This window comes from uncultured Pseudoxanthomonas sp. (assembly GCF_947498795.1).
Classification (GTDB): domain Bacteria; phylum Pseudomonadota; class Gammaproteobacteria; order Xanthomonadales; family Xanthomonadaceae; genus Pseudoxanthomonas_A.
The window spans coordinates 240,729-264,792 of the sequence record NZ_CANMLQ010000004.1 but is presented as its reverse complement, the minus strand read 5'-3'; the positions used below and the strand labels follow the sequence as shown (position 1 = coordinate 264,792).

General features: G+C 67.6%; 22 protein-coding genes. 10 read left to right on the top strand and 12 right to left on the bottom strand.

Annotation, left to right across the window (positions count from 1 at the left end; all coding sequences use genetic code 11):
* Window positions 1-66 precede the first annotated feature (66 nt).
* Together Q0907_RS12240 and Q0907_RS12235 are read left to right on the top strand one after the other, a co-directional pair.
* Window positions 67-1,770, top strand: a complete 1,704-nt coding sequence (locus Q0907_RS12240; protein WP_299345061.1) for a M28 family metallopeptidase — start codon at window positions 67-69, stop codon at window positions 1,768-1,770.
* 294 nt (window positions 1,771-2,064) lie between these two features.
* Window positions 2,065-2,457 carry an MAPEG family protein gene (locus Q0907_RS12235; RefSeq protein ID WP_299345059.1) on the top strand — a complete coding sequence of 131 codons (393 nt, stop codon included), beginning with the start codon at window positions 2,065-2,067 and terminating at the stop codon, window positions 2,455-2,457.
* A 161-nt stretch (window positions 2,458-2,618) separates the two neighbouring features.
* Here Q0907_RS12235 and Q0907_RS12230 read toward each other — a convergent pair whose 3' ends face one another.
* Complete coding sequence (locus Q0907_RS12230) at window positions 2,619-3,332, bottom strand: pseudouridine synthase (protein WP_299345056.1); 714 nt, start codon at window positions 3,330-3,332, stop codon at window positions 2,619-2,621.
* 97 nt (window positions 3,333-3,429) lie between these two features.
* On the opposite strand from Q0907_RS12230, the gene Q0907_RS12225 reads away from it, so the two are divergent.
* Window positions 3,430-6,216: a pitrilysin family protein gene (locus tag Q0907_RS12225; protein ID WP_299345053.1), complete on the top strand. Its 2,787-nt coding sequence runs from the start codon at window positions 3,430-3,432 to the stop codon at window positions 6,214-6,216.
* Window positions 6,217-6,984: 768 nt separating this feature from the next.
* Here the strand turns inward: Q0907_RS12225 and Q0907_RS12220 are convergent.
* Window positions 6,985-7,824, bottom strand: coding sequence for an endonuclease/exonuclease/phosphatase family protein (locus Q0907_RS12220; RefSeq protein WP_299345051.1), 840 nt, complete (start codon window positions 7,822-7,824; stop codon window positions 6,985-6,987).
* 89 nt (window positions 7,825-7,913) lie between these two features.
* Between Q0907_RS12220 and Q0907_RS12215 the strand changes: the two genes are divergently transcribed.
* Both Q0907_RS12215 and Q0907_RS12210 read left to right on the top strand, forming a co-directional pair.
* Window positions 7,914-8,753: a hypothetical protein gene (locus Q0907_RS12215; RefSeq protein ID WP_299345049.1), complete on the top strand. Its 840-nt coding sequence runs from the start codon at window positions 7,914-7,916 to the stop codon at window positions 8,751-8,753.
* A complete protein-coding gene (locus tag Q0907_RS12210; protein WP_299345048.1) occupies window positions 8,750-9,160 on the top strand; it encodes a hypothetical protein in 411 nt (136 codons plus the stop codon). Before Q0907_RS12215 ends, Q0907_RS12210 begins: the two co-directional genes overlap by 4 nt.
* A 21-nt stretch (window positions 9,161-9,181) precedes the next feature.
* On the opposite strand, the gene Q0907_RS12205 is transcribed toward Q0907_RS12210, so the two are convergent.
* Window positions 9,182-9,748, bottom strand: coding sequence for a type 1 glutamine amidotransferase domain-containing protein (locus tag Q0907_RS12205; protein WP_299345046.1), 567 nt, complete (start codon window positions 9,746-9,748; stop codon window positions 9,182-9,184).
* A 105-nt stretch (window positions 9,749-9,853) separates the two neighbouring features.
* On the opposite strand from Q0907_RS12205, the gene Q0907_RS12200 reads away from it, so the two are divergent.
* Window positions 9,854-10,273, top strand: a complete 420-nt coding sequence (locus Q0907_RS12200; protein ID WP_299345044.1) for a hypothetical protein — start codon at window positions 9,854-9,856, stop codon at window positions 10,271-10,273.
* A gap of 51 nt (window positions 10,274-10,324) precedes the next feature.
* Here Q0907_RS12200 and ubiB read toward each other — a convergent pair whose 3' ends face one another.
* From ubiB to oleC, 5 genes are all read right to left on the bottom strand, one after another.
* Window positions 10,325-11,977 carry a ubiquinone biosynthesis regulatory protein kinase UbiB gene (gene ubiB / locus Q0907_RS12195; protein ID WP_299345042.1) on the bottom strand — a complete coding sequence of 551 codons (1,653 nt, stop codon included), beginning with the start codon at window positions 11,975-11,977 and terminating at the stop codon, window positions 10,325-10,327.
* Entirely contained in the window at window positions 11,974-12,615 is a 642-nt protein-coding gene (locus tag Q0907_RS12190) for an SCP2 sterol-binding domain-containing protein (protein WP_299345038.1), read from the bottom strand. The genes ubiB and Q0907_RS12190 overlap by 4 nt, the downstream gene beginning before the upstream one ends.
* A 115-nt stretch (window positions 12,616-12,730) precedes the next feature.
* On the bottom strand, window positions 12,731-12,889 hold the full coding sequence (locus Q0907_RS12185; RefSeq protein ID WP_082563134.1) for a DUF1328 domain-containing protein: 159 nt from the start codon (window positions 12,887-12,889) through the stop codon (window positions 12,731-12,733).
* A 156-nt stretch (window positions 12,890-13,045) separates the two neighbouring features.
* Window positions 13,046-14,047: a 2-alkyl-3-oxoalkanoate reductase gene (oleD, locus tag Q0907_RS12180; RefSeq protein ID WP_299345035.1), complete on the bottom strand. Its 1,002-nt coding sequence runs from the start codon at window positions 14,045-14,047 to the stop codon at window positions 13,046-13,048.
* On the bottom strand, window positions 14,044-15,687 hold the full coding sequence (gene oleC, locus Q0907_RS12175) for an olefin beta-lactone synthetase (RefSeq protein WP_299345033.1): 1,644 nt from the start codon (window positions 15,685-15,687) through the stop codon (window positions 14,044-14,046). Before oleC ends, oleD begins: the two co-directional genes overlap by 4 nt.
* A 92-nt stretch (window positions 15,688-15,779) precedes the next feature.
* Here oleC and Q0907_RS12170 point away from each other — a divergent pair, with 92 nt between their 5' ends.
* A complete protein-coding gene (locus Q0907_RS12170; RefSeq protein ID WP_296281301.1) occupies window positions 15,780-16,160 on the top strand; it encodes a YkgJ family cysteine cluster protein in 381 nt (126 codons plus the stop codon).
* 146 nt (window positions 16,161-16,306) lie between these two features.
* Here Q0907_RS12170 and Q0907_RS12165 read toward each other — a convergent pair whose 3' ends face one another.
* The 4 genes from Q0907_RS12165 to Q0907_RS12150 all read right to left on the bottom strand — a co-directional run bounded on the left by Q0907_RS12165 (window position 16,307) and on the right by Q0907_RS12150 (window position 21,707).
* Complete coding sequence (locus Q0907_RS12165) at window positions 16,307-17,212, bottom strand: alpha/beta fold hydrolase (RefSeq protein ID WP_299345029.1); 906 nt, start codon at window positions 17,210-17,212, stop codon at window positions 16,307-16,309.
* 67 nt (window positions 17,213-17,279) lie between these two features.
* On the bottom strand, window positions 17,280-18,296 hold the full coding sequence (locus tag Q0907_RS12160; RefSeq protein WP_296281297.1) for a 3-oxoacyl-ACP synthase III: 1,017 nt from the start codon (window positions 18,294-18,296) through the stop codon (window positions 17,280-17,282).
* A gap of 123 nt (window positions 18,297-18,419) precedes the next feature.
* Window positions 18,420-18,737: a DUF4156 domain-containing protein gene (locus Q0907_RS12155; RefSeq protein WP_299345025.1), complete on the bottom strand. Its 318-nt coding sequence runs from the start codon at window positions 18,735-18,737 to the stop codon at window positions 18,420-18,422.
* A gap of 105 nt (window positions 18,738-18,842) precedes the next feature.
* A complete protein-coding gene (locus Q0907_RS12150; protein ID WP_299345022.1) occupies window positions 18,843-21,707 on the bottom strand; it encodes a pitrilysin family protein in 2,865 nt (954 codons plus the stop codon).
* A 120-nt stretch (window positions 21,708-21,827) separates the two neighbouring features.
* Between Q0907_RS12150 and Q0907_RS12145 the strand changes: the two genes are divergently transcribed.
* The 3 genes from Q0907_RS12145 to trmL all read left to right on the top strand — a co-directional run bounded on the left by Q0907_RS12145 (window position 21,828) and on the right by trmL (window position 23,891).
* Complete coding sequence (locus Q0907_RS12145) at window positions 21,828-22,532, top strand: SDR family oxidoreductase (RefSeq protein WP_299345020.1); 705 nt, start codon at window positions 21,828-21,830, stop codon at window positions 22,530-22,532.
* Between the two features lie 391 nt (window positions 22,533-22,923).
* A complete protein-coding gene (locus Q0907_RS12140) occupies window positions 22,924-23,310 on the top strand; it encodes a hypothetical protein (protein WP_299345017.1) in 387 nt (128 codons plus the stop codon).
* Between the two features lie 101 nt (window positions 23,311-23,411).
* Window positions 23,412-23,891, top strand: coding sequence for a tRNA (uridine(34)/cytosine(34)/5-carboxymethylaminomethyluridine(34)-2'-O)-methyltransferase TrmL (gene trmL / locus Q0907_RS12135; RefSeq protein WP_299345014.1), 480 nt, complete (start codon window positions 23,412-23,414; stop codon window positions 23,889-23,891).
* Window positions 23,892-24,064 lie beyond the last annotated feature (173 nt).

Below are 24,064 nucleotides of genomic sequence, written 5' to 3'. Positions count from 1 at the left end.
GGTCCGGCACGGGTCCGGGCCGCCCATTGTGGCTAGAATCGGGATTCCGTTCGTTGAGGAATCCCGATGCCCCGCAAGTTGATGCTGGTGCTTGCCGCCACCGCCGCCCTGGCCGCGTGCAAGCAGGAACCCGAGGCGCCCGCCGCCGCGCCCGAAGCCGCCACGCCGCCCGCCGCGGCGCACACCTTCACCGCCGACATCACCGAGGCCGACTTCGCCGACATGGTGAAGACGCTGTCGTCCGACGCATTCGAGGGCCGCGCGCCTGGCTCGGCCGGCGAAGAGAAGACCGCCGCCTACCTCGAGGCGCAGATGAAGCGCATCGGCCTGCAGCCGGGCAACAACGGCAGCTACTTCCAGGACGTGCCGATGGTGGAGACCACCGCGGACGAATCCGCCACCACGCTGAAGCTGACCACGGCCAAGGGCGCGCGCGACCTGACGTTCGGCACCGACTATGTCATCGGCACCCGCACCGGCCAGACCGACGTCAAGCTGGATGCCAGCGAGCTGGTGTTCGTGGGCTACGGCGTGGATGCGCCGGAGCAGCAGTGGAACGACTACGCCGGCCAGGACTGGACCGGCAAGACCGTGGTGATGTTCGTCAACGATCCCGGCTTCCATGGCAAGGACGAGACGCTGTTCGGCGGCAACCGTATGACCTACTACGGCCGCTGGACGTACAAGTTCGAGGAAGCCGCGCGCAAGGGCGCCGCCGCCGCGCTGATCGTGCACGACACCGCCGGCGCCAGCTACGGCTGGGACGTGGTGAAGAACTCCTGGGCCGGCCCGCAGTACGACCTGCCGGCGAAGGACGATCCGGAAAAGCGCATCCCGCTGCAGGGCTGGCTGAGTGCCGACGCCGCGAAGCAGCTGTTCGCCGATGCCGGCCTCGACCTGGACTCGGCCTATGCCAACGCCGGCAAGCGCGGCTTCAAGCCGGTGCCGCTGAAGGCGCAGGTGTCCGCGACGCTGAAGAGCAGCATCACCGAGAAGACCTCGCGCAACGTGATCGGCGTGCTGCCGGGCAGCAGCAAGCCCGACGAAGCCGTGCTGTACATGGCGCACTGGGACCACCTGGGCAAGCACGAGGGCGAGGAAGGCGACAACATCTACAACGGTGCGGTCGACAACGCGACCGGCGTGGCCGGCATCCTGGAGATCGCCGAGGCGTTCGCCCACCAGGATCCGAAGCCGGCGCGCTCGGTGGTGTTCGTGGCGGTGACGCTGGAGGAGTCCGGCCTGCTGGGCTCCAAGTACTACGTCGCGCACCCGACCTTCCCGCTCGACAAGATCGCGGGCGTCATCAACCTCGACGCGATGAGCGTGGGCGGCAAGTCGCGCGACTTCGTCGTCAACTTCAAGGGCAACTCGCAGTTGGAAGACATGCTGAAGGTGTACGCCGACCAGCAGGGGCGCGTGCTGGCCGAGGAAGGCAATCCGGCGGGTGGCTACTACTTCCGCAGCGACCACTTCAACTTCGCCAAGGCTGGCGTGCCGGCGCTGTACGCCAAGGGCGGCAACGACCTGCTGGAAGGCGGCGTCGAGGCCGGCAAGGCGGCGAGCGAGGAATATGCCAAGCGTTATCACCAGCCGAGTGACGAAATGCACGCGGGATGGAAGCTGGACGGCGTCGTGCAGGACCTGCAGGCACTGTATGGCGTCGGCAAGGACCTGGCCGTGGCCGGCACCTGGCCGAACTGGTACGAAGGCAATCCTTTCAAGGCGGCTCGTGACAAGATGCGTCCGGCAGCGCCCGCGGCGAAGTAAGCCACGCGCTCAGCTGCAAACGAAGACGGCGCCGAAAGGCGCCGTTTTCTTTGGTCCCTGGCCCCGCGATCGACTGGCCCTTTCTCCTGTGGGAGCGACGTAAGTCGCGATGAGGCGTTACCGGTGGCCCATCGCGACTTACGTCGCTCCCACAACAGTTCGCCTCGGACCCGATCCCATTCCATCGCGTTGCCTCACCCCGGCCCTCTCCCCCGGCCACGGAGGAGAGGAGGCAGAAGCATGGACTCCCCACTGCCGTACCCACTACCCTGCGCCATCCTCGGAGGAAACATCATGTCCATCGCTTACTGGTGCATCCTGGTCACCGCCCTGCTGCCGTACCTGTGGGTCTTCATCGCCAAGCGCTCGGGCGAGCGCTACAACAACCGCAATCCGCGCGCATGGGTCGCCAAGCAGGAAGGCAACTACAAGGTGCAGCGCGCCAACGCGGCGCACCTCAACGGCTTCGAAGCGTTCCCCGCCTTCGTCGCCGGCGTGCTGATGGCGCAGCTGGCCGGCGTGCCGACCAGCCTGGTCACCCCGCTCGCGGTGGCGTTCGTCGTCGCCCGCATCTTCCATGGCTGGTTCTATGTGATGGACATGCACACGATGCGTAGCCTGTCGTGGCTCTTGGGCATGCTGTGCGCGGTGGGGCTGATGGTGCTGGCGGCGATGCGGGTGGCGTGATGCCGCTCCCTGTTGGAGCGATGTGAGTCGCGACCGCACGTCATGACAGCCGTTGGCGCTTGAGGGTAAGGGCATGCGCCGCGCGATCGCTCATGGTCGGACCATCCCGGCGTTTCGCTGCTGCGGTCGCGACTCACATCGCTCCTACAGAAGAGCGCAGCTCAGCGCAGGTCCTCTTCCCACCCGAACAGCGCGAACGCCTTGCGGAACTCCGCATCCAGCGGCGCCACCGCCTCGATGCGCGCGCCGGTCAACGGATGCGGGAACGACAACCGCACCGCGTGCAGCAGCATGCGGTGCACGCCCTGCATGCGGAAGTTGCGGTTGTGGCGGCCATCGCCGTGGCTGGTATCGCCGATGAGGTGGTGGAACGCGTGCTTCAGGTGCCGGCGGATCTGGCGGAAGCGGCCGGTCTCCGGCTGGCAGCGCAGCAGCGCATAGCGCGAGGTCTCGAAGCCGATGGACGGCAGCGGCAGCTCGCCCGTGGCCAGGCGCACGAAGCGCGTCACCGACGGTTTCTTCTCCGGCTTGCCCGGGCCGCCATCCAGCGGATGGTCGACGGTGAAATCCGGCTCCGGCCAGCCGCGGCACACGGCCAGGTAATCCTTCTCGACCTCGCGCGACATCAGCACCTTGCCGAGCGTCGAGGCGCTCTCGCGGTCGAACGCCACCAGCAGGCAGCCGCTGGTCGCGCGATCGAGCCGATGGATCAGGAAGATCGGCTTGCCGAACTGCGCGCGCAGGCGGTCGGCGACGAAGTCCGTCTCGCCGCCGGCGAGCTTGCTGTCGTGCGCCATCACGCCCGCGGGTTTGTTGACCACCGCGATGTGAGCATCCGCATACAGCACGGGCACCGCGCCATCGTCCGACTTCATCTCACCATAATCCATGAATCTGCGTGCCTTCCAAATCTGCGAAACTCGGGGTTCGTCGCACGCGATGGACGCACGCGGCCCTGAAGGAGGATTGAGGATGAAGTCACCCCGTTTCATTGTCGCACTCGGCTTGGCCGTGACGCTCGCCCTGGGCCAGCCGGCCTGGGCCGATGCCGCCGCCGCGCTGCCGAAGGGCGTCGTCGCCGGCCCCAGCATCGAGGGCATCAGCGAGTACACGCTGTCCAACGGCCTGCGCGTGCTGCTTTTCCCCGATGCCACCAAGCCCACCGTGACCGTGAACCTGGTCTACGGCGTGGGTTCGGTGCACGAGAACTACGGCGAGACCGGCATGGCCCATTTGCTGGAGCACCTGCTGTTCAAGGGCACGCCCACGCAGGCCGACATCAGCGGCGAGATGAAGAAGCGCGGCATCGACTTCAACGCCACCACCGGCCTGGACCGCACCAACTACTTCACCTCCTTCCCGGCCAACACCGACACCCTGGAGTGGGTGTTGAAGATGGAAGCCGACCGCATGGTCAATTCGAACGTCGCCAGGAAGGACCTCGACAGCGAGATGACCGTGGTCCGCAACGAGCTGGAAGCCGGCGAGAACAATCCCGCCGCGGTGCTGTTCCAGCGCATCCGCTCCACCGCCTTCCTGTGGCACAACTACGGCAACACGACCATCGGCGCGCGCAGCGACGTGGAAGGCGTGCCGATCGACAAGCTGCAGGCGTTCTACCGCCAGTGGTACCAGCCGGACAACGCCACCCTGGTGGTCGCCGGCCGCATCGACAGCGCCGACGTGCTCGCCCGCGTGGCGCGCCATTTCGGTCCGGTGAAAAAGCCCGCGCGCGTGCTGCCGCGCTTCTACACCGTCGAACCCGCGCAGGACGGCGAGCGCGAAGTCACCGTGCGCCGCGTCGGCAACCTGAAACTGGTCGCCGCGTCCTACCACACGCCCGCGCTCGCGCATCCGGACAGCGCTCCGCTGACCGTGCTGGCCAACGTGCTGGGCCACACGCCGGGCGGACGCCTGCACAAGGCCCTGGTCGAAGCCAAGCTGGCCGCGGCCGCCGGTGCCAATGGCGAGTCCATGCGCGACCCGGGCCTGCTGACCGCCATCGCCGTGTTACCCAACGACGGCGATGCGGCCAAGGCGGAAGCCGAACTGCTGAAGCAGGTCGAACAACTCGCGGCACGCCCGATCACCCAGCAGGAAGTCGATGAAGCCAAACAGCGCATCGCCAACGCGTACGAGCTGTACTTCACCGACGTCAATGCCGTGGGCATGGGCCTGTCCGAGTTCCAGTCCGCCGGCGACTGGCGCCTGCTGTTCACCAGCCGCGATGCGGTGGAAAAGGTCACCGTGGCCGACGTCAACCGCGTCGCCGCTGCCTACCTGAAATCCAGCAACCGCACGCTGGGCCGCTTCGTTCCCACGCCCACGCCGGATCGCGTGGAGATCCCGGCTGCACCGGCGGTGGCCACCCTGGTGGACGGCTACACCGGACGCGCCGCGGTAAGTGCCGGCGAAGTGTTCGATCCCTCGCCGAAGAACATCGATGCGCGCACGCAGACCTTCACCCTCGGCAGCGGCCTGAAGGTGTCGCTGCTGCCGAAGAAGACCCGCGGCGGCACCGTCATCGTCGATGCGAACTTCCGCTTCGCCGACGAGGCTGCGCTGAAGGGTCGCGAAGGCGCCGCCGGTATCGCCGGCGCCATGCTGATGCGCGGCAGCAAGACGATGACGCGCGAGCAGATCGACCAGCGCCTGGAACAGCTGAAGACGCAGGGCAGCGTGGGCGGCAGCCTGCAGGGCGCGAGCATCGGCCTGCAGACGCGGCGGGAGCACTTGGCCGATGCCCTGGCATTGGTCGCCGACGTGTTGCGCAACCCGGCCTTCCCGGAGAGCGAGTTCGAACAGCTGCGTACGCAGGCCCTCACCGGCATGGAAGCCTCGCGCTTCGAGCCCGGCGCCATCGTCGGTCGCGCACTGGGGGAATACTTCGACCCATGGCCGGCCGGCCATCCGCTGCATGCGCGCACGCTGGACGAATCGCTGGCCGAGCTGAAGGCGCTGAAGCTCGACGACGTCCGCGCGTTCCATCGCGATTTCTACGGTACGTCCAACGGTGAGATCGCCATCGTCGGCGACTTCGACCCCGCTGCCGTGCGCGCGCAGCTGGAGCAGCTGTTCGCGGGGTGGACCTCGGGCAAGCCCTACGCACCGATCGCCACGCAGTACACCGACGTGGCGGCGAAGCAGGCGCGCTTCGAAACGCCGGACAAGCCCAACGCGGTGTTGCTGGCCCGCCACAACCTGCCGCTGAAGGTGACCGATGCCGACTACCCGGCGCTGGTGGTCGCCAACCGCATCTTCGGTGGCGGCGCGCTGAAGTCTCGCCTGGGCGACCGCATCCGCCAGCAGGAAGGCCTGAGCTACGGCGTGTCCAGCGGCGTGCGCGCCGATGACAGCCCGAGCGGCAAGGACGACGCCGGCAACCTGAGCATCCAGGCCATCGCCGCGCCGGAGAACATGGCGAAGGTGGAAGCACTCGTGCGCGAAGAGCTGGCCAAGCTGGTCAAGGACGGCATCACCGCCGAGGAACTGAAGGACGCCGTGGCCGGCACGCTGACCGAGCGCCAGCAGGCGCGCGCCGAAGACGGGACTGTCGCCGGCATGCTGGCCGACCAGCTGTTCTATGGCCGCACGATGCAGTTCACCGCCGATCTGGACGCGAAGTACGCGGCGCTGACGGTGGACCAGGTCAATGCCGCCATCCGCAAGCACTTCAAGCCAGAGGCGCTGAGCGTATTCCTTGCGGGCGATTTCGCCCGCAAGGCGGCGGCAACACCCGCGGCGGCGCCCACGAAGTAAACCGCATCAAGTGACGCGGAACGGCCCCGCAAGGGGCCGTTTTCGTTTTCACGCTCGCAGAAGATCCTTTCCCGCAGATGTTCCCCTCTCCCCTGCAGATGTTCTCCTCTCCCCGCGCGCGGGGAGAGGGTGCCGAAGGCGGGTGAGGGGCGAACGGAGAGGCGACGTACACCGCGCCCGTACTGTCGCCAGAGGCGGCCGCGACGACCCATCCCGCGTGTCCGCCCATCGCGCCCGCCCCTCATCCGCCCTCCGTGCACCTTCTCCCCACAAGCGGGGCGAAGGCAAAAGCCGTCATCGCGCGCCAGAACGTCGCGAAGACCTGGCGAGACCCCTCCGCCCCCCCCAATTAATCCTTACACCGGCCTCGGAGCCCGGCGATGGGACCCGGAGCTCGATCAATGGAGCTCGGCGCTTCGTCTGTCTCACATCGAGCTCCAGGCGCGGAGCTCGGAATGTCATCGATGGAGCTCGGGAGCTCGATCTCTCTCACGTCGAGCTCCATCCACTAAGTTCTGAACGCCATCGGTGGCGCTCGGAATGCGATGGGGATGACTTTCGGAGTTTCGTCGATGGTGCTCGGAAGCTCCATCTGTCTCACATTGAGCCCCATCAACGAAGCTCGGAAAGCCATCGATGGGACTCGGGGGCTCGATCTCTCCCGCATCGAGATCCAGCCGCGAAGCTTGGAAAGCCATCGACGGGATTCAGCGCTCCATCGTTCTCCCATCGAGCTTCACCGGCGCGGTGTCGCCAGGCGGCTCAGGCTTACGGCAACCGCAGCGTCGCCACCAGGGGGAAATGATCGGACGGATAGCGCTGGTTCCAGCGTGTCGTCACCGAGGCGACCGATTCCAGCTGCACGCCCCGGACGAAGATCCAGTCGATGCGGCGGTCCGGGTTGCCGGTGAACGCGTGGAACGTGGCGTCGCTGCCCTCGACGCGCGGCGCCGTCGTCCATGCATCCTGCAACGTGCGGGCGAGCACCGCATGCGCCTCGCTGTCCGGCGTGGCGTTGAAATCGCCGGTCAGCACCACCGGCACGTTCGCGGGCAGTGTGGCGATGCGCTGTGCGATGGCGCTCGCGCCCTTCACCCGCGCTGCTTCGTCCTGCTCGCGGTACGGCAGGTGGGTGTTGAACAGGTAGAAGCGCTTGCCGTCGCCGCGCTGCTCGAACAGCGCCCAGGTCACCATGCGCGGATAGAGATGGTTCCACGTGATGCTGCCCGGCACGTCGGGCGTGTCGGACAGCCAGAAGTCGCCGGATTCGACGACCTTCAGCCGGTCCTTCCGGTAGAACACGCCCATGTGCTCGCCGCCGCCATCGGCGTTGCGGCCGCGGCCGAACCAGGCGTACTGCGGCAACTCGCTCGCCAGGTGTTCGGCTTGCCGCTTCACCAGCTCCTGCAGGCCGATCACGTCGGGCTGCTGCTCGCGCAACATGCGCACGGCGAGCGGCTTGCGCGTCTCCCAGTAATCCACGCCATCGCTCTCGACGGGCAGGCGGATGTTGAAGCTCATGATGCGGAGCGGCGTCTCGTCCGCGATGGCCGGCATGGCGACGGTGGCCAGGATCATCCCGATCAGTAGTGAACGCAGCAGTGGCATGGTGATCCTCCGGCTCGACTCGCTCCAGTATAAGAACTGCGGTAACGTCGCGCTCCATCGGGGAACCGGGAAGTTCGATCATGCGGGGAATGAAGTGCATTGCCGTCCGTTCCGCCTGGTTGCTGTCTGCTTTCGTCGCCGCGCCGTTCGCACACGCACAGGAGGAGACGCCTGCGCCTGTCGGCGACGCACAGGTCACCAAGGCGCTGCTCGATGCGGAAGCCGCCGGGCGGGCGATCTACCTGCATGACCAAGCGGCAGCGGTCGCTTCCGATGCCGTAACCGGAATCGAGTCGTTCCGGGAAGACGGAAAGCGGGGACGATTGGGAGGCTGGATCACCGAACAGCGCGAGGAAGGCATCGTGGTGACCTTCGTCAGTAGCGAGCCGGTGCCTCGCGCAAGATACCGGGCTACGGTATCGGCTGACGGCCGCGTCGTGGGAGACGCCGTTGCGCTCGCCGAGCCCGCCGCACTGACGGAGTACGAACTGCGCGCTGCGCATGCGCGCACGACGGCGTCTACGGCGACGTTCGAGCCCTGCTCGCGGATGTACAACACGGTCGTGCTTCCAGCTGCCAACGACGCGAGCGGCTGGAATGTCTATCTGCTGCCTGGGACGACACAACACGGCGTGGTCCCGATCGGCGGCAGCTATCGCCTTGATATCGATGCGTCGGGAGAGAACATCATCAAGCAGCGGCCCTTCACGCGGACCTGCATCGCACTGGAGCGCCCGCCCGAGGACAAAGCCAGAGAGACCGTCGCCCTGGTGATCACGCACTTGCTGGATCCCACGCCCACGGAAGTGCACGTGTTCTGGAGCCTGTGGGCACGAACACCGCTTTATGTAGCCACGTCCGAGGGCAACTGGCTGATCGAGGCGGGCAGGATCTCATTGGTGAGTCGCCACGAGGCATCGACGAAATGAAGAAGACCATCCCTTCCGCAACGTTCATTGCCTTGGTGCTGATGCATGCGACCGGAGCGGCTTCGGTGCCTGCGCCACCACCACCGGTCATGAGCGAGCAAGCGGCTGCGGCATGCGCTCTCGCGCGATTGAAGCCCTTTGTGGGCCCCTATGGCATACAGCAGCGCTGGCCGGTCATGACAGCGCTGCCGCAGGGTCGCCAGCACGCCGCTGGGGTCCTGCTGTCCGACACCGGGCCGGTGGCGGATGGATACCAACACTTCCTGCATGTCGACGTTCAGACGAACGCCGTCTACATCGTGCAACAGGGCGGCTTCGCCGGCACGACCAAGGTCTATGGCCCGCTGCCGTTGCCGTACTGCAAATCCGGTCCCACAACGACCAGTAAACCTGCCTCGCCGCAATGACCGGCGAGGCGTCCCGCCGGCTCAGGCCGAGCGTCGCTGTCCGCTGTGCTGGCCTTCCGCGATCTCCTCCACCAGCTTGGCGCAGAACGCAGGCAGGTCCTTCGGCGTACGGCTGGTGACCAGGCCCTTGTCGACGATGACTTCGTCGTCCTTCCAGTTCGCGCCCGCATTCTCCAGGTCCTTGCGGATGTTCGGCACCGACGTGACGGTGCGACCCTTCAGCACGTCCGCGTTGGCGAGCACCCAGGGACCGTGGCAGATCGCGCCCACAGGCTTGCCCGCCTCGAAAAAGTCACGGGTAAATGCCAGCGCCTGGTCGTTCACGCGCAGGGCATCGGGATTGAACAGGCCACCTGGAATGACCAGGGCGTCGTAATCCTTCTCGCTCACCTCGGACAGGACGTGATCGACCGGTACCTGGTCGCCTTTGTCGAAGTGCTTGAAACCCTGGATGCGCCCGCTTTCCAGCGAGACGATGTCGACCTGGGCCTGGTGTTCCTTCAGGGCCCGCATCGGTTCGGTCAGCTCGGACTGCTCGAAGCCGTCGGTAGCGAGGATGGCGATGCGTTTGCCGGTCAGGTGGCTCATGGGGAGGACTCCCGTGCGAATGAAGCACCACCCTATCGCGCGCAGCGCGCACGCCACGCGAAGGAATCGTTGCGCCCGCGTCAACGCGGCAGCCGCCATGCTTCAATGGGGCCTGTCCCCCTCGAACGCGTCAGCATGCAGAACCGCGTGATCGTCGTGTTGCGCAGCGTCGCCGCGCTGGTGCTCGCCTTCCTCGCCATTCCGCTGGTGAACATGGCCGGCGGCGAACTCGCCGCGCTGTTGGGCCTGACCCGCGGGGGCGACGCGCGGCTGGCGTACGACCTGCTGTGGGTGTGCCTGGCCGGCGTGGCGGGCAGCGCGCTGATGGTCGGCGTCGCGGCGGTAGCGAAGACCGCGCATGCGTGGGCGCTGTTCGCGTTGTACCTGGCGCTGGATGTCTACGCGACGGGAATGGCGTGGGATGACTTCCCGCGCTGGTTCACTCTCGCCTGCCTGCTGACACTGCCCGTGCAGGTGTGGCTGGGCTGGTGGCTGGTGGTTGGGCGACGAGTGAGGAGGAAGTAAGGGCGTCGAAGCGTGCGCTCACTCCTCACGTCTCTTTCTTCGTTCCTCGCTTCACCGCCTGGGCCACGCCGCCAGCAGCGCCCACAGCCCGCCGATGCCGGCGATCCATGCGGAGGCGGGCACCGACAGGATGCTGGGGCCGCCTGCTTCCAGGCCATAGAGCACGGCCGCCACGATCAGCAGGCCGACGCCGAGGATGGCGGCGACCACGCGGCGCTGCATGCCTTTCATGGTCTGCGCGAGGTCGGTGAGGTCCTTCGAGCGCAGCGACAGTTCATGGCGGCCGTCCACCTGCTGGCTCAGCCAGGCGTGCACCAGGCGCGGCATGTCCGGTGCGTGCGTCATGATTTCAGGCAGCCGCTTGCGGAATTCCTGCGCGGCGCGCTGCGGGCTGTAGCGTTCCAGGAGGATGCGCTCGAGCACCGGCTTGGCCACGGCCCAGATGTCGATCTGCGGGTCCAGCTGGCGGCCCACGCCCTCGATGTTGAGCAGCGTCTTCTGCAGCAGGATCAACTGCGGCTGCAGCGTCAGCTCGTAGCGCTGCGCGGTGCGGAACAGCTTGGCCAGCACCTCGGCAAGCGAGATCTCGCTGAGCGGGCGGGTGAAATACGGTTCGCAGACGGCGCGCGCGGCGGCTTCCAGTTCGTCGATGCGGATGTGCGACGGCATCCAGCCGGCCTGCACGTGCAGCTCGGCGATGCGGCGGTAGTCGCGGTTGAAGATGGCCATGAAGTTCTCGGCGAGCCAGTACTGGTCGTCGCGCGAGAGCTGGCCCATGATCCCGAAATCCAGCGCGATGAAGCGCGGATCGGTCCTGCGTTCCGGGTCCACCCAGATGTTGCCGGCATGCGCATCGGCATGGAAGAAATTGTCGCGGAACACCTGCTGGTAGAAGACGCGCACGCCCTTGGCCGCCAGCGCGCGGCGATCGATGCCGGCGGCGTCCAGCGCGACGATGTCGTCGGACGGAATGCCGCGCACGCGTTCCATGGTCATGGCGCGCTCGGCGGTGTGCGACCAGATCACCTCGGGCACGTAGAGGTCCGGCGACTCGGACCAGGTGCGCCGCAACAGGCTGGCATTGCCGGCCTCGCGCTGCAGGTCGAGTTCGGCCGCCAGCGTGTTCTCGATCTCGGCGACGATTTCGCGCGGGCGAATCTTGTCGGCGTTCGGATGGGCGCGCTCGACGATGGCGGCGACGCTTTCCAGCAACGCGATGTCGCCGGCGATCTGCTTGCGGATGTCGGGCCGCAGCACCTTCACCACCACCTCGCGCCCGCCGGGCAGCGTGGCCGCATGTACCTGCGCGATCGAGGCGGACGCCAGCGGCGTCGTGTCGAAGTGTTCGAACGCCTCGTGGATGGGCCGGCCCAGTTCCTCTTCGACCAGCGCGCGTGCGCGATCGCCGTCGAAGGGCGCGACACGGTCCTGCAGCAGGGTCAGCTCTTCGGCGATGTCGGGCGGGATCAGGTCGCGGCGGGTGGACAGGATCTGGCCGAACTTGACGAAGATCGGGCCGAGTTCCTGCAGCGCCAGCCGCAGGCGCGCACCGCGTGCCTGCGCTGCGATTTCGGCCGATGCCCGCGGGACGAACGGGCGCGCCAGGCGGAGCCAGGGCTCGACCGGGGTACCGTCGAGCAGGTCGTCGAGGCGATAGCGCAGCAGTACCCGACCGATGCGGCTGGCCCGCAGCACGGACTTCATGCGCGATGCTCCACGCGCGCCGCCAGACGGCCTACGCGTACCGCCAGGCGCTCGACATCGTCGCGGATCGCATCGACGTCGTCATGGAAGGCATTGAGTTCCTCGCGGCCGACGACGTCGCGCGATTCCTCGGTGACATAGTCGGCGGCGCTCTCGGCCAGGTTGGCGGAGGCCGTGCGCACCTGCTGCAGGCCGGCGCGGACCGCGTTCGCCACCTGCACGCCGATGACATCGCCGAACACACGGGTGAACGGCAACGACCAGTCGGGGTCGAAACGGGTAGCCAACGTCTGCAGCCGGCGCGCGAGGTCGGCATCGCCGGATACCTTGACCTTGCCGACGGGCGTGGCGTGGTCGCGGCGTAAGAAGGGCAATTGGCCCAGCAAGCCACCCAGCGTGCTCTGCACGGCCAGGTCGGCTTCGAGGACTTCACTGGCAGGTCCCACCTGCAGCAGACCGCCACCGACGGTGATGTCCATCGCGAGCGGCGGGGTATCGACCCTCAGCTGGATACGGCGACCTTCCAGCGGAAGCAACGCCGCGGACATGTCGGGATCCAGCGCCAGCGCCTGGTTCAGCGCGGTTTCCAGCGCCCGGCCGGCTAGGGGTTTCAGAACATCGAACGGAGACAGGTCCATGCCGTCATTCTAGCGGCAAACCCTGTACGCCCCGCCCGCCCGTCCGCCTGCTTCATGCAGGCTCGGGGCGGGCTCGACGGCATCATGCCGTCCCGGCGGAGAGAGACGGTATGCGTCAGACGCGCTTGCCGCGCAGCAGCGAGATGATCGCCAGGATCACGAAGACAACGAACAGCACCCACGCGATGTTGGTGGCGGCGCCGGCGATGCCGCTGAAACCCAGCACGGCGGCGATGAGCGCGATGACGAAAAAGATGATGGCGTAGCGCAGCATGGAAACTCCCTTTGGCATCTGGCCAGTGGTACAGCCGGTAGTGGCGTGCGCCATGCTGGTATGCCGGGAGTCATCGCCGCGTGAGTGTCCGGAGCGCCGATATGGACGGGCTTCAGCGTCGTGATTCGGACGTGAAGGAGAGCGGGCGGTGCGGTCTCAGACCGGATGGTCGCGCAACCAGGCCCGCAGGCGCGCGAACCCTTCCTCCATCGACACGCGCGGTAGGTAGCCGAAGTCGCGGCGCGCGGGCGCCATGTCGTACCAGTGCGCGGTACTCAGCTGCTCGGCGAGGAAGCGCGTCATGGGCGGCTCGCCCTTCAGCGGCAGCACCGTCCACAGCGTCTCGCACACCGCGCCCACGCGGTAAGCGGCCTTGAACGACAGGTGCTTGTCCACGCGCGGCGCGCCGGCCGTTTCCAGCAGCGCGTCTAGCAGCTTGCGCATCGGCCAGGGCTCGCCGTTGGAGATGAAGTACGCCTTGCCTGCGCAGGCGGCGCCCGGCGCGAGATGGTCGAAGGCATCGAAGTGCGCCTGCGCGGCGTTGTCGATGTAGGTGGTGTCGACGTGGTTCTCGCCGCTGCCGACGATACGCAGGCGGCCGGCGCGCGCACGCGACACCAGCCGCGGGAGGATCTGGTGGTCGCCCGGGCCCCAGATCAGGCGCGGGCGCAGCGCGACCGTCGCCAGGGCAGCATCGTTGGCGGCGAGCACGGCCTTCTCGGCGATCGTCTTTGTGGTCGCGTACGGCGCCTTGAAGCCTTCGCCGTACGGCACGTCGTCAGCCGTGCCACCTTCGACCGGATGCGTGGCGCGGTGGGTCACGCTGGGCGTGGAGGTATAGACCAGCCGGCCGATGCCGTGCGCGCGGCAGGCATCGAGCACGTTCTGCGTGCCGACCACGTTGGCGTCGTGATAGCTGCGATAGCTCCCCCACGCACCGGCCTTGGCGGCGTTGTGGAAGACCGCATCGACGCCATCGGCAGCGTGCCGCACGGCGTGCGCATCGGCGAGATCACCCTGCACCTGGCCCACGCCGAGTTCGCGCAGCACCGGGTAGTAGCCGCGATTGAGGCTGATGACCTCGTGCCCGCGCTCGACCAGGCCACGGCACAGCGCCTGACCGAGGAATCCACCGCCGCCGGTGACGAGGATCTTCATGCGTGTTGCTCCTGTTGCTTGGCGGCCCACACGGCCAGCGTCTCGCGGCCGATCTTGGCGTTGTGGCGGATGTCGACGGGAAAGCCCGGGTGCGGCAGGAACACGCTGATGCGTGCGGTATGCGGAAGGCGCGCGCCGATCTCGCGCAGTTCGCCCTCGATGCGCACGCGATCGGCGACCACGCCGGGCATCAGCTCGTAGCACAGCACCGGCCGCTGCCGGCCCGCCTCGCCCACGCCGACCAGCGCGGTGCGGCGCACGTGCGGATGCGTGTTGAAGACGGGCTCGACCTGCTCGGTGTAGAGCGGACCGTCGGCGGTCTCCACGCGCTGCGTCTTGCGCCCGCAGAACCACAGCCGGCCTTCGGCATCGAACCAGCCCACGTCGCCCATGCGATGCACGATGCGCTCGCCCCCGTCGGGCAGCGCTTCGCGGATCTTGGCGATGCGCGTGGCGGCATCGCGGCGGAAATAGGTATCGGTGGCGGTGGGGCCGGCGACGGTGATTTCGCCGACCTCGCCATCGGGTACGACGTCGACGTCGCGCCAGTCGGCGATCGGCGCATCGACGATGCGGATGATGCGGACGTCGTTCGGCGGCACGGCGCGACCGACGCAGGTGCCGGCGCCGGCTTCGGTCGACGCGCGCGTGGATTCCAGCTCGCGGCCTTCGATGACGGCAACGGGCAGGCACTCGGTCGCGCCGTACGGCGTCCAGAACTGCGCACCCTCGGGGAGCAACGTGCGGATCTTCGCCACGGTATCGGGCGGCACCGGCGCACCGGCGGACGTCACGCGCTGCACGGTGGGCAGCGGTGCGCCGTGGTCGGCGAGCACCTTCATCAACGCCGGCGAACCGAACAGCTGGGTGACGCCGAAGCGCGCGATGGCCGCGTGCAGCTTGTCCGGGTCGGCACTCGCGGGCCGGGTGGGATCCATGTCGGGAATCACCGAGGTCAGCCCCAGCGCGGGATCGAACAGCGCGAACGGCGGGAAGGTCGGCAGGTCCACGCCGCCAGGCTGCATGCCGAACGCGTTGCGCAGCAGTTCGATCTGGGCCACGAAATGGCGGTGGCGGTAGACCACGCCCTTCGGCACGCCGGTCGAGCCGCTGGTGAACAGGATGCCGGCCACATCGTCGGGCGACGTGTCGGCGAGCTGCGGACCCGCGCCACTGCCGCGCGCTTCGATCTTCGCCAGCGTGGTGCCGCCCCAGGCCCAGCGCGTGCCGACGGTGACGATCTTCTTCGCCGACCTGGCCCAGCCCAGCACGCAGCGCGCGACCTGGGCCAGCGGAATGCCGATGAAGGCCTCGGGCTCGGCTTCGTCCAGGCATTGCTTCAACGCGCGGCGGTCGATGCCGGGGTCCACCAGCACCGGCACGGCGCCGGCCTTGAACAACGCGAACATCAGCAGGAAGAACTCCGGCGTGGGCCGCACCATCACCACGGTGCGGCTGCCGCGGCCGATGCCGTACGCACCCAGGCCGGCGGCGATGGCGTCGCTGCGGGCATCAAGCTGCGCGTAGGTGAGCTCGCGGGTGTAGCGGCCGGCGCCATCGGGGCAGCGCATGGCCACGCGGTCGGGCTGCTCGCGGGCCAGCCGGGGCAGGCTGGCGGCGATGTTGCACGGATCGGTCATTCGGGCATTGTCGCCGCTGGGCGGTACTTGCGTCAGCCCGCGGCGTTGGCAGAATGCGCGTCCCGCCCGCGCCCTGACGCCCGCCCACGCCGATGCACCCCTGCCTGACCTGCGGCGCCTGCTGCGCCCACTTCCGCGTGAGCTTCCACTGGAGCGAGGCGGACCCCGACCAGGGCGGCGTGGTGCCGATCGAACTGACCGAGCCGCTGCGCGTGCACGAGCGGGTGATGCGCGGCACGTCGCAGAAAGAGCCGCGCTGCGTGGCGCTGGACGCCGACATCGGCCGCTACAGCCGCTGCACGATCCACGACCGGCGTCCGTCAGTCTGCGCGCTGGTGCCGGCCTCGCTGGAATTCGGCGAGCGCAGCGCGCAATGCGACAAGGCGCGGCTGGCGCATGGGTTGCCGTTGCTGGTGGAGGCGGACTGGGCGGGCGTGGTGAACGCCGAGAAGAACCCGTTGCCGGAGTTCTGACCCTTCTCCCCTTGCGGGAGAAGGTGGCGCGCAGCGCCGGATGAGGGGATGCGAGCGCAGCGAGCGCTTGGCAGCCCGCAATCAGAGGCAAAAGCGCCCCTCATCCGCCTTCGGCACCTTCTCCCCGCTGTCGCAGGGAGAAGGAATCAGGTTAATGGATGACGATCCAGGAAGTCGCGGATCAGCGGCACCAGGATCTCGTGCTTGTCTTCCAGCACGTAGTGGCCTGCGTCTTCGTACGCGTGCACTTCCGCGTCCGGCAACGCGGCACGGAAACCGTCGAGGAAATGCTTGTCGAACACGAAGTCCTTCAAGCCCCAGCCCAGGAACGCGGGCCGGTCGGCGAACGAGGGCAGCGCCTTGCCGGCGGCTTCCAACAGCGGCCACGCCTTGTCCTCCGGACCGAGCGGGATGTCCTGCATGAAGCGGATCGTTGCGATGCGGTTGGCCCAGGTGTCGTACGGGGCCACGTAGGCGCGGCGCACGTCGGCGAGCATGCGGCGTTCTACGCCGATCCACGACGCGCCGGCCGAGAAGGCGTTGAAGCCGCGGATGATCCACTCGCCGATCTTCCAGTCGCGGCCGAGCCCGATCTGCCAGGGCATCGCCTTCGCGGCGGGCATCGGGAACGCGGCGGTGTTGGTGACCACCAGGCGCTTCACCTGCGCGGCGTGCGAGAGCGCCCAGCCGAAACCGATCATGCCGCCCCAGTCGTGCACGGCCAGCGTCACCGGGCCGGTGATGCCGAGGTGGCGGAGCAGCGCGGCGACGTCGTCCACGCGCGACTGCAGGGTGTAGTCGTAGCGGCTGTCGTCGGGCTTGTCCGAAAGGCCCATGCCGATGTGGTCGGGCACGATGCAGCGATAGCGCTTGCCGGAAGCGGGGTCCGACAGCCCCGCCACCAGCGTGCGCCAGTAATAGCTCCACGACGGATTGCCGTGCAGCATCACCACCACCTCGCCGTCGCGCGGGCCTTCGTCGAGGTAATTCATCGACAGGCCCGGGCGGACCTCGAAGCGCTTCGGATGGGAGGGATAGCCGGGAAAGTTCATCGCGCGTGGCCGCCGTCAACGAAAAGGGCCGGCGAACCGGCCCCTGGAATGCGAATGCCGGGTGGGATTACCACTCCACCTCGGCCATCGTGCAGTTCAGGCCCGAGCCGATGCCGAGCAGCGCGATGCGGTCGCCCTTCTTCAGCTTGCCCAGTTCCTTCAGCTTGCTCAGCACGATCGGCACGCTGGCCGGGCCGATGTTGCCGTGCTCGGTGAAGATGGTCATGACCTTCTTCGGGTCGATGCCGAAGGACTTCACGAACGCCTGCGTGTGCGGGCGGCTGACCTGGTGGATGACGAACTGGTCCAGTTCGTCCACGGCCCAGCCCAGCGCGACCTTGGCGGCGGCAAAGGTCTTGGTGGCCAGCTTCATGCCCTCGATCAGCAGCATGCGGGTGTCGGTGACCATGCGATCCAGGTTGCCGCGGCAGAGTTTGTTCCACTCGGTCGCCGAGCGGGTCACGCCGCCCTTGTAGCGGGGGGCTTCCGGGGCCAGCGCTCGGCGCGTCAGCACCATCGCCACGGCACCGCAGCCCAGCGTCAGCGCAGCCAGTTCGTCGCGGAACTGCTGCTCGGTCACGTCGGGGGCGTTGAGGCGCTCGATGGTCTTCTCGTAGACCAGGTTGGCCGTTTCGCCGTCGACGACCAGGGCGTAGTCGATCTCGTCGCGCTCCAGCATGCGCGCGGCGATGTCCATGCCATTGATGAAGGCCAGGCAGGCATTGGCGACGTCGAAGGTCTGGCAGTGGTCGCCCACTCCGAGGTTGCCGCAGACGATGCTGGCCGTGGACGGTTCCAGGTAATCGCGGCTGACGGAGGTGTTGACCACCAGGCCGACCTTGTCGGCGCCGATGCCGGCGTCGGCCAACGCCTTCTTCGCCGCCATCGTGGCAGCGTCGGACGCCTGGGTGTCGTCGTCCCACAGGCGGCGCGCATGCACGCCGGCCACGTCGTTCAGCACATCGGTCTTGATGCCCAGGCGGTCGAGCGTGGGCTGCAGCCGGGCGTTGATTTCGGCGGACGTCAGCGTGTGCGGCGCATCGATGTGCGCCAGTCCCGCGATGGAGACATTCTTGAAGAGCATCGAGGTTAGCGCCAAGGCTCAGGCGAGGGGGCCGACAAGGGTAACGGCTTCGGGCCTTCACCGCATCTTTACGACCCGGAGGAGCCGGCGCTGCCGGCCCTTAATTGTGACGCAGTTCACACTTCATCGGCCGCAGCGATAGGCCGCGAACCGCTGCTCGCCATTCGACGGATCGCCCAGCGGCTGCAGCGTGTCGGCCTGAACGCCGGGCGCTTCGTTGCGGGCGAGGGTCTCCAGTTCGTCGCGCACACGCAGGGCATTGCGCTCGTAAAAGGCCACGTTGCCCGGCACTTTCACGGTGATCTCGCTGCGCTTCTCGCAGCCTGCCGGCGCGGCGCCGGCGGGCAGCACGCGGACGTTCTTCGCGTTCGGGGCCAGATGCACCCAGGTGCAGGCAGAGAGCAGCACGGTGGAGGCGGCGGCAAGCAGGACAACACGCATGAGGGTCACCTTGGGCGAGGGTCCGGTCATTCTGGCCGATGCCGGATGAATCGATCCGGGTCGTGCGCCGCCCCTCGGCGACCAGGGCGGCGCAGACCGGGGGGCTTACTTCTTCTTGACGTTGCCGTCGGCGTCCAGCTCGACGGCGTCGCCCAACTGCAGCGCGCGGACCGACTCGCCCACCTTGGACAGGTCGCCCACGACCACCCAGGTCAGCGACGACGGCGACAGCGTGGCCGCCGCCTTCGCGACATCGGCGGCCCCGATGGCTTCGTTGCGGGCCTTGTACTGCACGATGTAGTCGTCCGGACGCCCATACCGCTGGTTGGAGGCGATCTGGGCCAGCACCGCCGAGGCGGTCTCGTACGCGCCCGGAAGCTCCAGGGTGTTGGCGGCGCGGATCTTGGCGATCTCTTCCGGCTTGGCCGGCGCCTGGCCGGTGGCGAACTGGCTGATCTCCTTCTGCAGTTCCTTCATCGAATCGGCGGTGCGGTCGCTCTGCACCGCCGCGCTCGCCCACCACGGACGCTGGCCGAGGGTGTTGCGCGCACCGCTGTAGGAGCCGTAGGCCCAGTGCTTGTCTTCGCGCAGGTTCATGTTGAGGCGCGAGCTGAACTGGCCGCCCAGCACGCCGTTGGCGAAGTCGAAATCGATGGTGCCCGCATCACCGGTCGGCGGCACCAGTTGTGCGGCATAGACGTTGGACTGGATGGCGCCGGGCTGGTCGATCAGGAACACGCGTGCCTTGGCCGCGTTGGCGACCGTCGGTACGGCGGCGAGCTTCGGCGCATTGGGGGCGGCCTTCCAGTCGCCCAGGCGCGCTTCCAGCAGCGGTACGATCTCGGCCAGCGTGGTGTCGCCGACGATGGTGATGCGTGCCTGCGACGGCTGCAGCCAGTCGCGGTGGAACGCCGCCAGGTCGTCGCGGCTCAGCGAGGCAATGGAAGCCTCCGTGCCCGAACCGGTGAACGGAATGGCATAGGGATGCCCGGCGCCGTACAGCAGCGGCGGCAGCGTGCGCAGCGCGGCGGTCTGCGGGCGTGCCTTCTCCTGTTTGATGCCGGCGATCCAGGTCGCGCGCACGCGCTCGATTTCCGCCGGGTCGAAGGTCGGGCGGCGCAGCACGTCGGCCAGCAGGTCCAGCGACGGCGCCAGCTTGTCGGTCAGTGCGGACAGGCCGACCGAGGCCGAATCCAGGCCGGCGCCCGTGGTCAGTTCGGCACCCAGCGCTTCCTTGCGGGCGGCGAATGCAAGGGCGCCGTACTGGCCGGCGCCTTCGTCCATCATCTGCATCGCGAAGCTGGCGGTACCGAGCTTCTTGCCGACATCGGCGGCGTAACCCCCGGGGAATTCGACATTGATCTGCACCACCGGCGTCTCATGACGCTCGGCCAGCGTGACCTGCATGCCGTTGGACAGCGTGGCGCGCTGCACGGCCGGGAACTTCAGGTCGGGGAAGGTGGTGGTCTTCGGCACACCGGCGCTGCGATCGACGTCGGTCTTCACCGTCTTGAACTTCGGGTCGACCTTGGGCGCGGCGGCCGGCGTGGTGGCGGGCGCCGCGAACACGGTTTCCGGAAGGGCCGATGCCGGCGTCTCGCTGGGCTGCACGAGAATGGTGTGCGAACCGCCGCTGAGCCACTTCTTCGCCGCGGCCTGCACCTCGGCCGGCGTGGCGCTCGCGTAGATGGCGAGGTCTTCCTTGTAGCAATCGGGCTTGCTCTGGTAGACGGCGCACGACGCCAGCACGTCGGACTTGCCGCCGAAACCGCCGATGCGCTCGATGCCGCGCACGAAGCTGGCCACGCCGGAGACGCGCGCGCGCTCGAGCTCCTCGGCCGTCGGGCCCTGGGTGATCAGCCGCTTCAGTTCCTCGTCCAGCGCCGCCTCGACCTTGGCCGGGTCCACGCCTTCCTTCACGGTGGACATCAAAAAGAAGGTGCCGCTGATCTCGCTGCTCCACTGGTAGGCGCTCGCCTGGTCGGCGATCTTCTCGCCGTGCACCAGGCGCGTGTCGAAGCGCGAGGCCGCGCTGCCGCCCAGCACCTGCGCGAACAGGTCGAGCAGCACGGCGTCCTTCGTGCCCATCTCAGCGACCGGCCAGGCGCGATAGACGCGGACCTGCGGCACGCGGTCGGGAATGGTTTCGCGGGTGTCCTTGGCGTGGGTGGGAATGTTGGTCTTCATGTCCGCCAGCGTGGCGCTGGCCGGAATGTCGCCGAAATAACGCGTGACCTTTTCCTTCGCGGTGGCGACGTCGATGTCGCCGGCCAGCACCAGCACGGCGTTGTTCGGGCCGTACCAGCTGCGGAACCAGGTCTTCACGTCGTCCAGCGTGGCCGCGTCCAGGTCGGCCATCGAGCCGATGGTCTGCCAGCTGTAGGGATGTCCGGCCGGATAGAGCGCTTCGAACATGCGCGCGCTGATGCGACGGCCGTAGGGCTGGTTCTCACCCTGGCGCTTCTCGTTCTGTACCACGCCACGCTGCTCGTCGAGCGCCTTCTGGTCGATCGCGCCCAGCAGGTGGCCCATGCGATCGGATTCCATCCACAGCGCCATGTCCAGCGCGGTGGTCGGCACGTTCTGGAAGTAGTTGGTGCGGTCCTGGTTGGTGGTGCCGTTCTGGTCGGTGGCGCCGACCAGCTCGAACGGGGTGAAGAACTCGCCGGCGTGGTTCTCGCTGCCCTGGAACATCAGATGCTCGAACAGGTGGGCGAAGCCGGTGCGGCCGGGCGTCTCGTTCTTGCTGCCCACGTGGTACCAGATGTTCACCGCCACGATCGGCGCCTTGCGGTCGGTGTGCACGATCACCCGCAGGCCGTTGGGCAGCGTGAACTCCTCGTAGGGGATCACGATGTCCGCGCCGGCCGGCTTCGCATAGGAAGGCGCGGGCGCGTAGGCGAGGCCCCCGAGGGCGGCGGACAGGGCGACGGCGAGCAAGGCGGCGCGGGGCCGACGGTAGAGGGACATGGACACTCCTGTTTATACGGTATGGGCCTGCAGAATCCGCGATGCTAGCCGCCGGCCGTCGTCATTACACTAGGCCACAAGCCATGACCAATGGCAGGGGAACCCCCTCGAGGAGGCGCCATGGACCGCAAGCACTGCCTGATTACCGGCGCCAACCGGGGACTGGGGTTGGAGCTGGTGATCCAGCTGTTGGCCCGGCAGCGGCACGTGGTGGCGACCTGTCGCCACCCCGGCAAGGCGACGGCGCTCAACCGCTTGGCCGGCGAGCATCCCGGCCGCCTGCACGTGATGCCGCTGGATGTCGCCGATGCGCGCAGCCGCGACGCGCTGTTGCGCGAGTTGCCCCTGGTGACCGACGACGATCCGCTGCACCTGCTGATCAACAACGCCGGCGTGCTGCGCAGCGGCGAACGTTTCGGGCAGGTCGCCGCCACCGACCTGGACGCGAGCTTCCACACGCATGCGGCCGGACCTTTCCTGTTGACGCAGGCGCTGGCGCCGCGGCTGGCCGACGGTGCCGTGGTGGCGAACATCTCGTCCGAGATCGGCTCGATCGCCTTGCGCCAGGAATTCCGCACGCCCAGCTACGCCATCGGCAAGGCGGCGCAGAACATGGTGACGTCCCTGTTATCGCAGGCCTTGGCCCCACGTGGCATCAAGGTCGTGGCTCTGCACCCCGGCTGGGTGCGCACCGACATGGGCGGCGACAGCGCGCTGCTGTCAGCGGCGGAATCCGCCAGCGGCCTGCTGCAGGTAATCGACCATGTCACCGCCGAGCAAAGCGGACGCTTTCTTGATTGGCAGGGCGATCCCCTCCCCTGGTGAAACTGAACGTTGACTCCGCCAGTTCGCAGGCGACGCAACGATTCCTAGTTGAACGGCATCCAAACCCTTGCGTACCGGAATGACCGGGCGTGGGGCGAAGCAGCGTGTTCGCAGTCACAACGAACAACGCCGCCCGTCTTGGCTTACGCAGGACGGACACTGGACGGACAGTCTTCAGGACAGCGGACGCGCAGGAAGCACCCTAAATACCATATGGATCAATGACTTACGTTTGGCATGGTTTCTGCGATACCTACAACAAACCCGCGCAGTACCTGCTCAACCTGACTGAAGCCTGAACGAAACTCACAAAACGAAAAGTTTTGCTTGCTCGCTCTGTCTAGGTGTACTACCTTACTACCACACCACCCAACAACATCACTACAGAGGCATGACAATGAACGCCAAGAACCTCCTCCCCCTGACCGCCGCCGCCGTGTTCGCCCTGTGCGCCGGTGCCATGGTCGTTTCCGCCAGCCACGCCGACAACCGCCAGACCGCCGCCGCCGACATGGCCCGCATCGTGGACCTGCCGACCGTGACGGTCGCCCCGGATGCCGCCGACCTGGCCCACTACAACACCTACAAGGACACCAAGATCGTCGACCTCGCCACCATCACCGTGACGCCGGCCGCCGAAGACCTGGCCCAGTTCGTCGCCCAGCAGGCCGTGCGCGTGGTCGACATGCCGGTGGTCACCGTGCGTCCGTCGGCCGAGGACATGCAGCAGATCGCGGTGCAGGCCGGTGCACTGGCCAGCCAGCTGGCTTCGCGCTGATACGCAGGCGATACACGTTCCACCTGCGTCATCACGCAAGCCGGCGGCGGCCGGAGCTCCACCGCCAATGAGACCATGCAGCGCCGCGTAGAATGCGCGCCATGACCGATACCCTGGACATCGACGTCCTGCTGTACCAGCCGGAAATTCCCCCGAATACCGGCAATGCCATCCGCCTCTGCGCGAACACCGGCGCGCGGCTGCACCTGATCGAACCGCTCGGGTTCGCATTGGAAGACAAGCAGCTCAAGCGCGCCGGCCTGGACTACCACGAATACGCCACGCTGCAGGTCCACGCGTCGCTCGACGTCGCCCTGCAGCGTATCCGTCCTGCACGCCTGTTCGCGCTGAGCACCCGCGGCACCGTCCGCCACGACCAGCCGGCCTATGGGCCTGGCGATGCCTTCCTGTTCGGGCCGGAAACCCGCGGCCTGCCGCAGGACGTCCTGGAAGGCGTGCCGGGCGACCAGCGCATCCGCCTGCCGATGCGACCGGACAACCGCAGCCTCAATCTGTCCAACACCGTGGCCGTGGTGGTGTTCGAGGCGTGGCGACAGGCGGGATTCGTCGGCGGCGCGTAGTCATTGCCCTTCTGTAGGAGCGACGTCAGTCGCGACCGCACGCGTGAACCGCCGACGCACTTCCATCAGGCAACCTCTGCGGCGAGACATTGGCGCTCGCGACATCAAATCGCCTTGATCGCGAATCCGTGGGTCCGACGATCTGCGGTCGCGACTTACGTCGCTCCTACAGG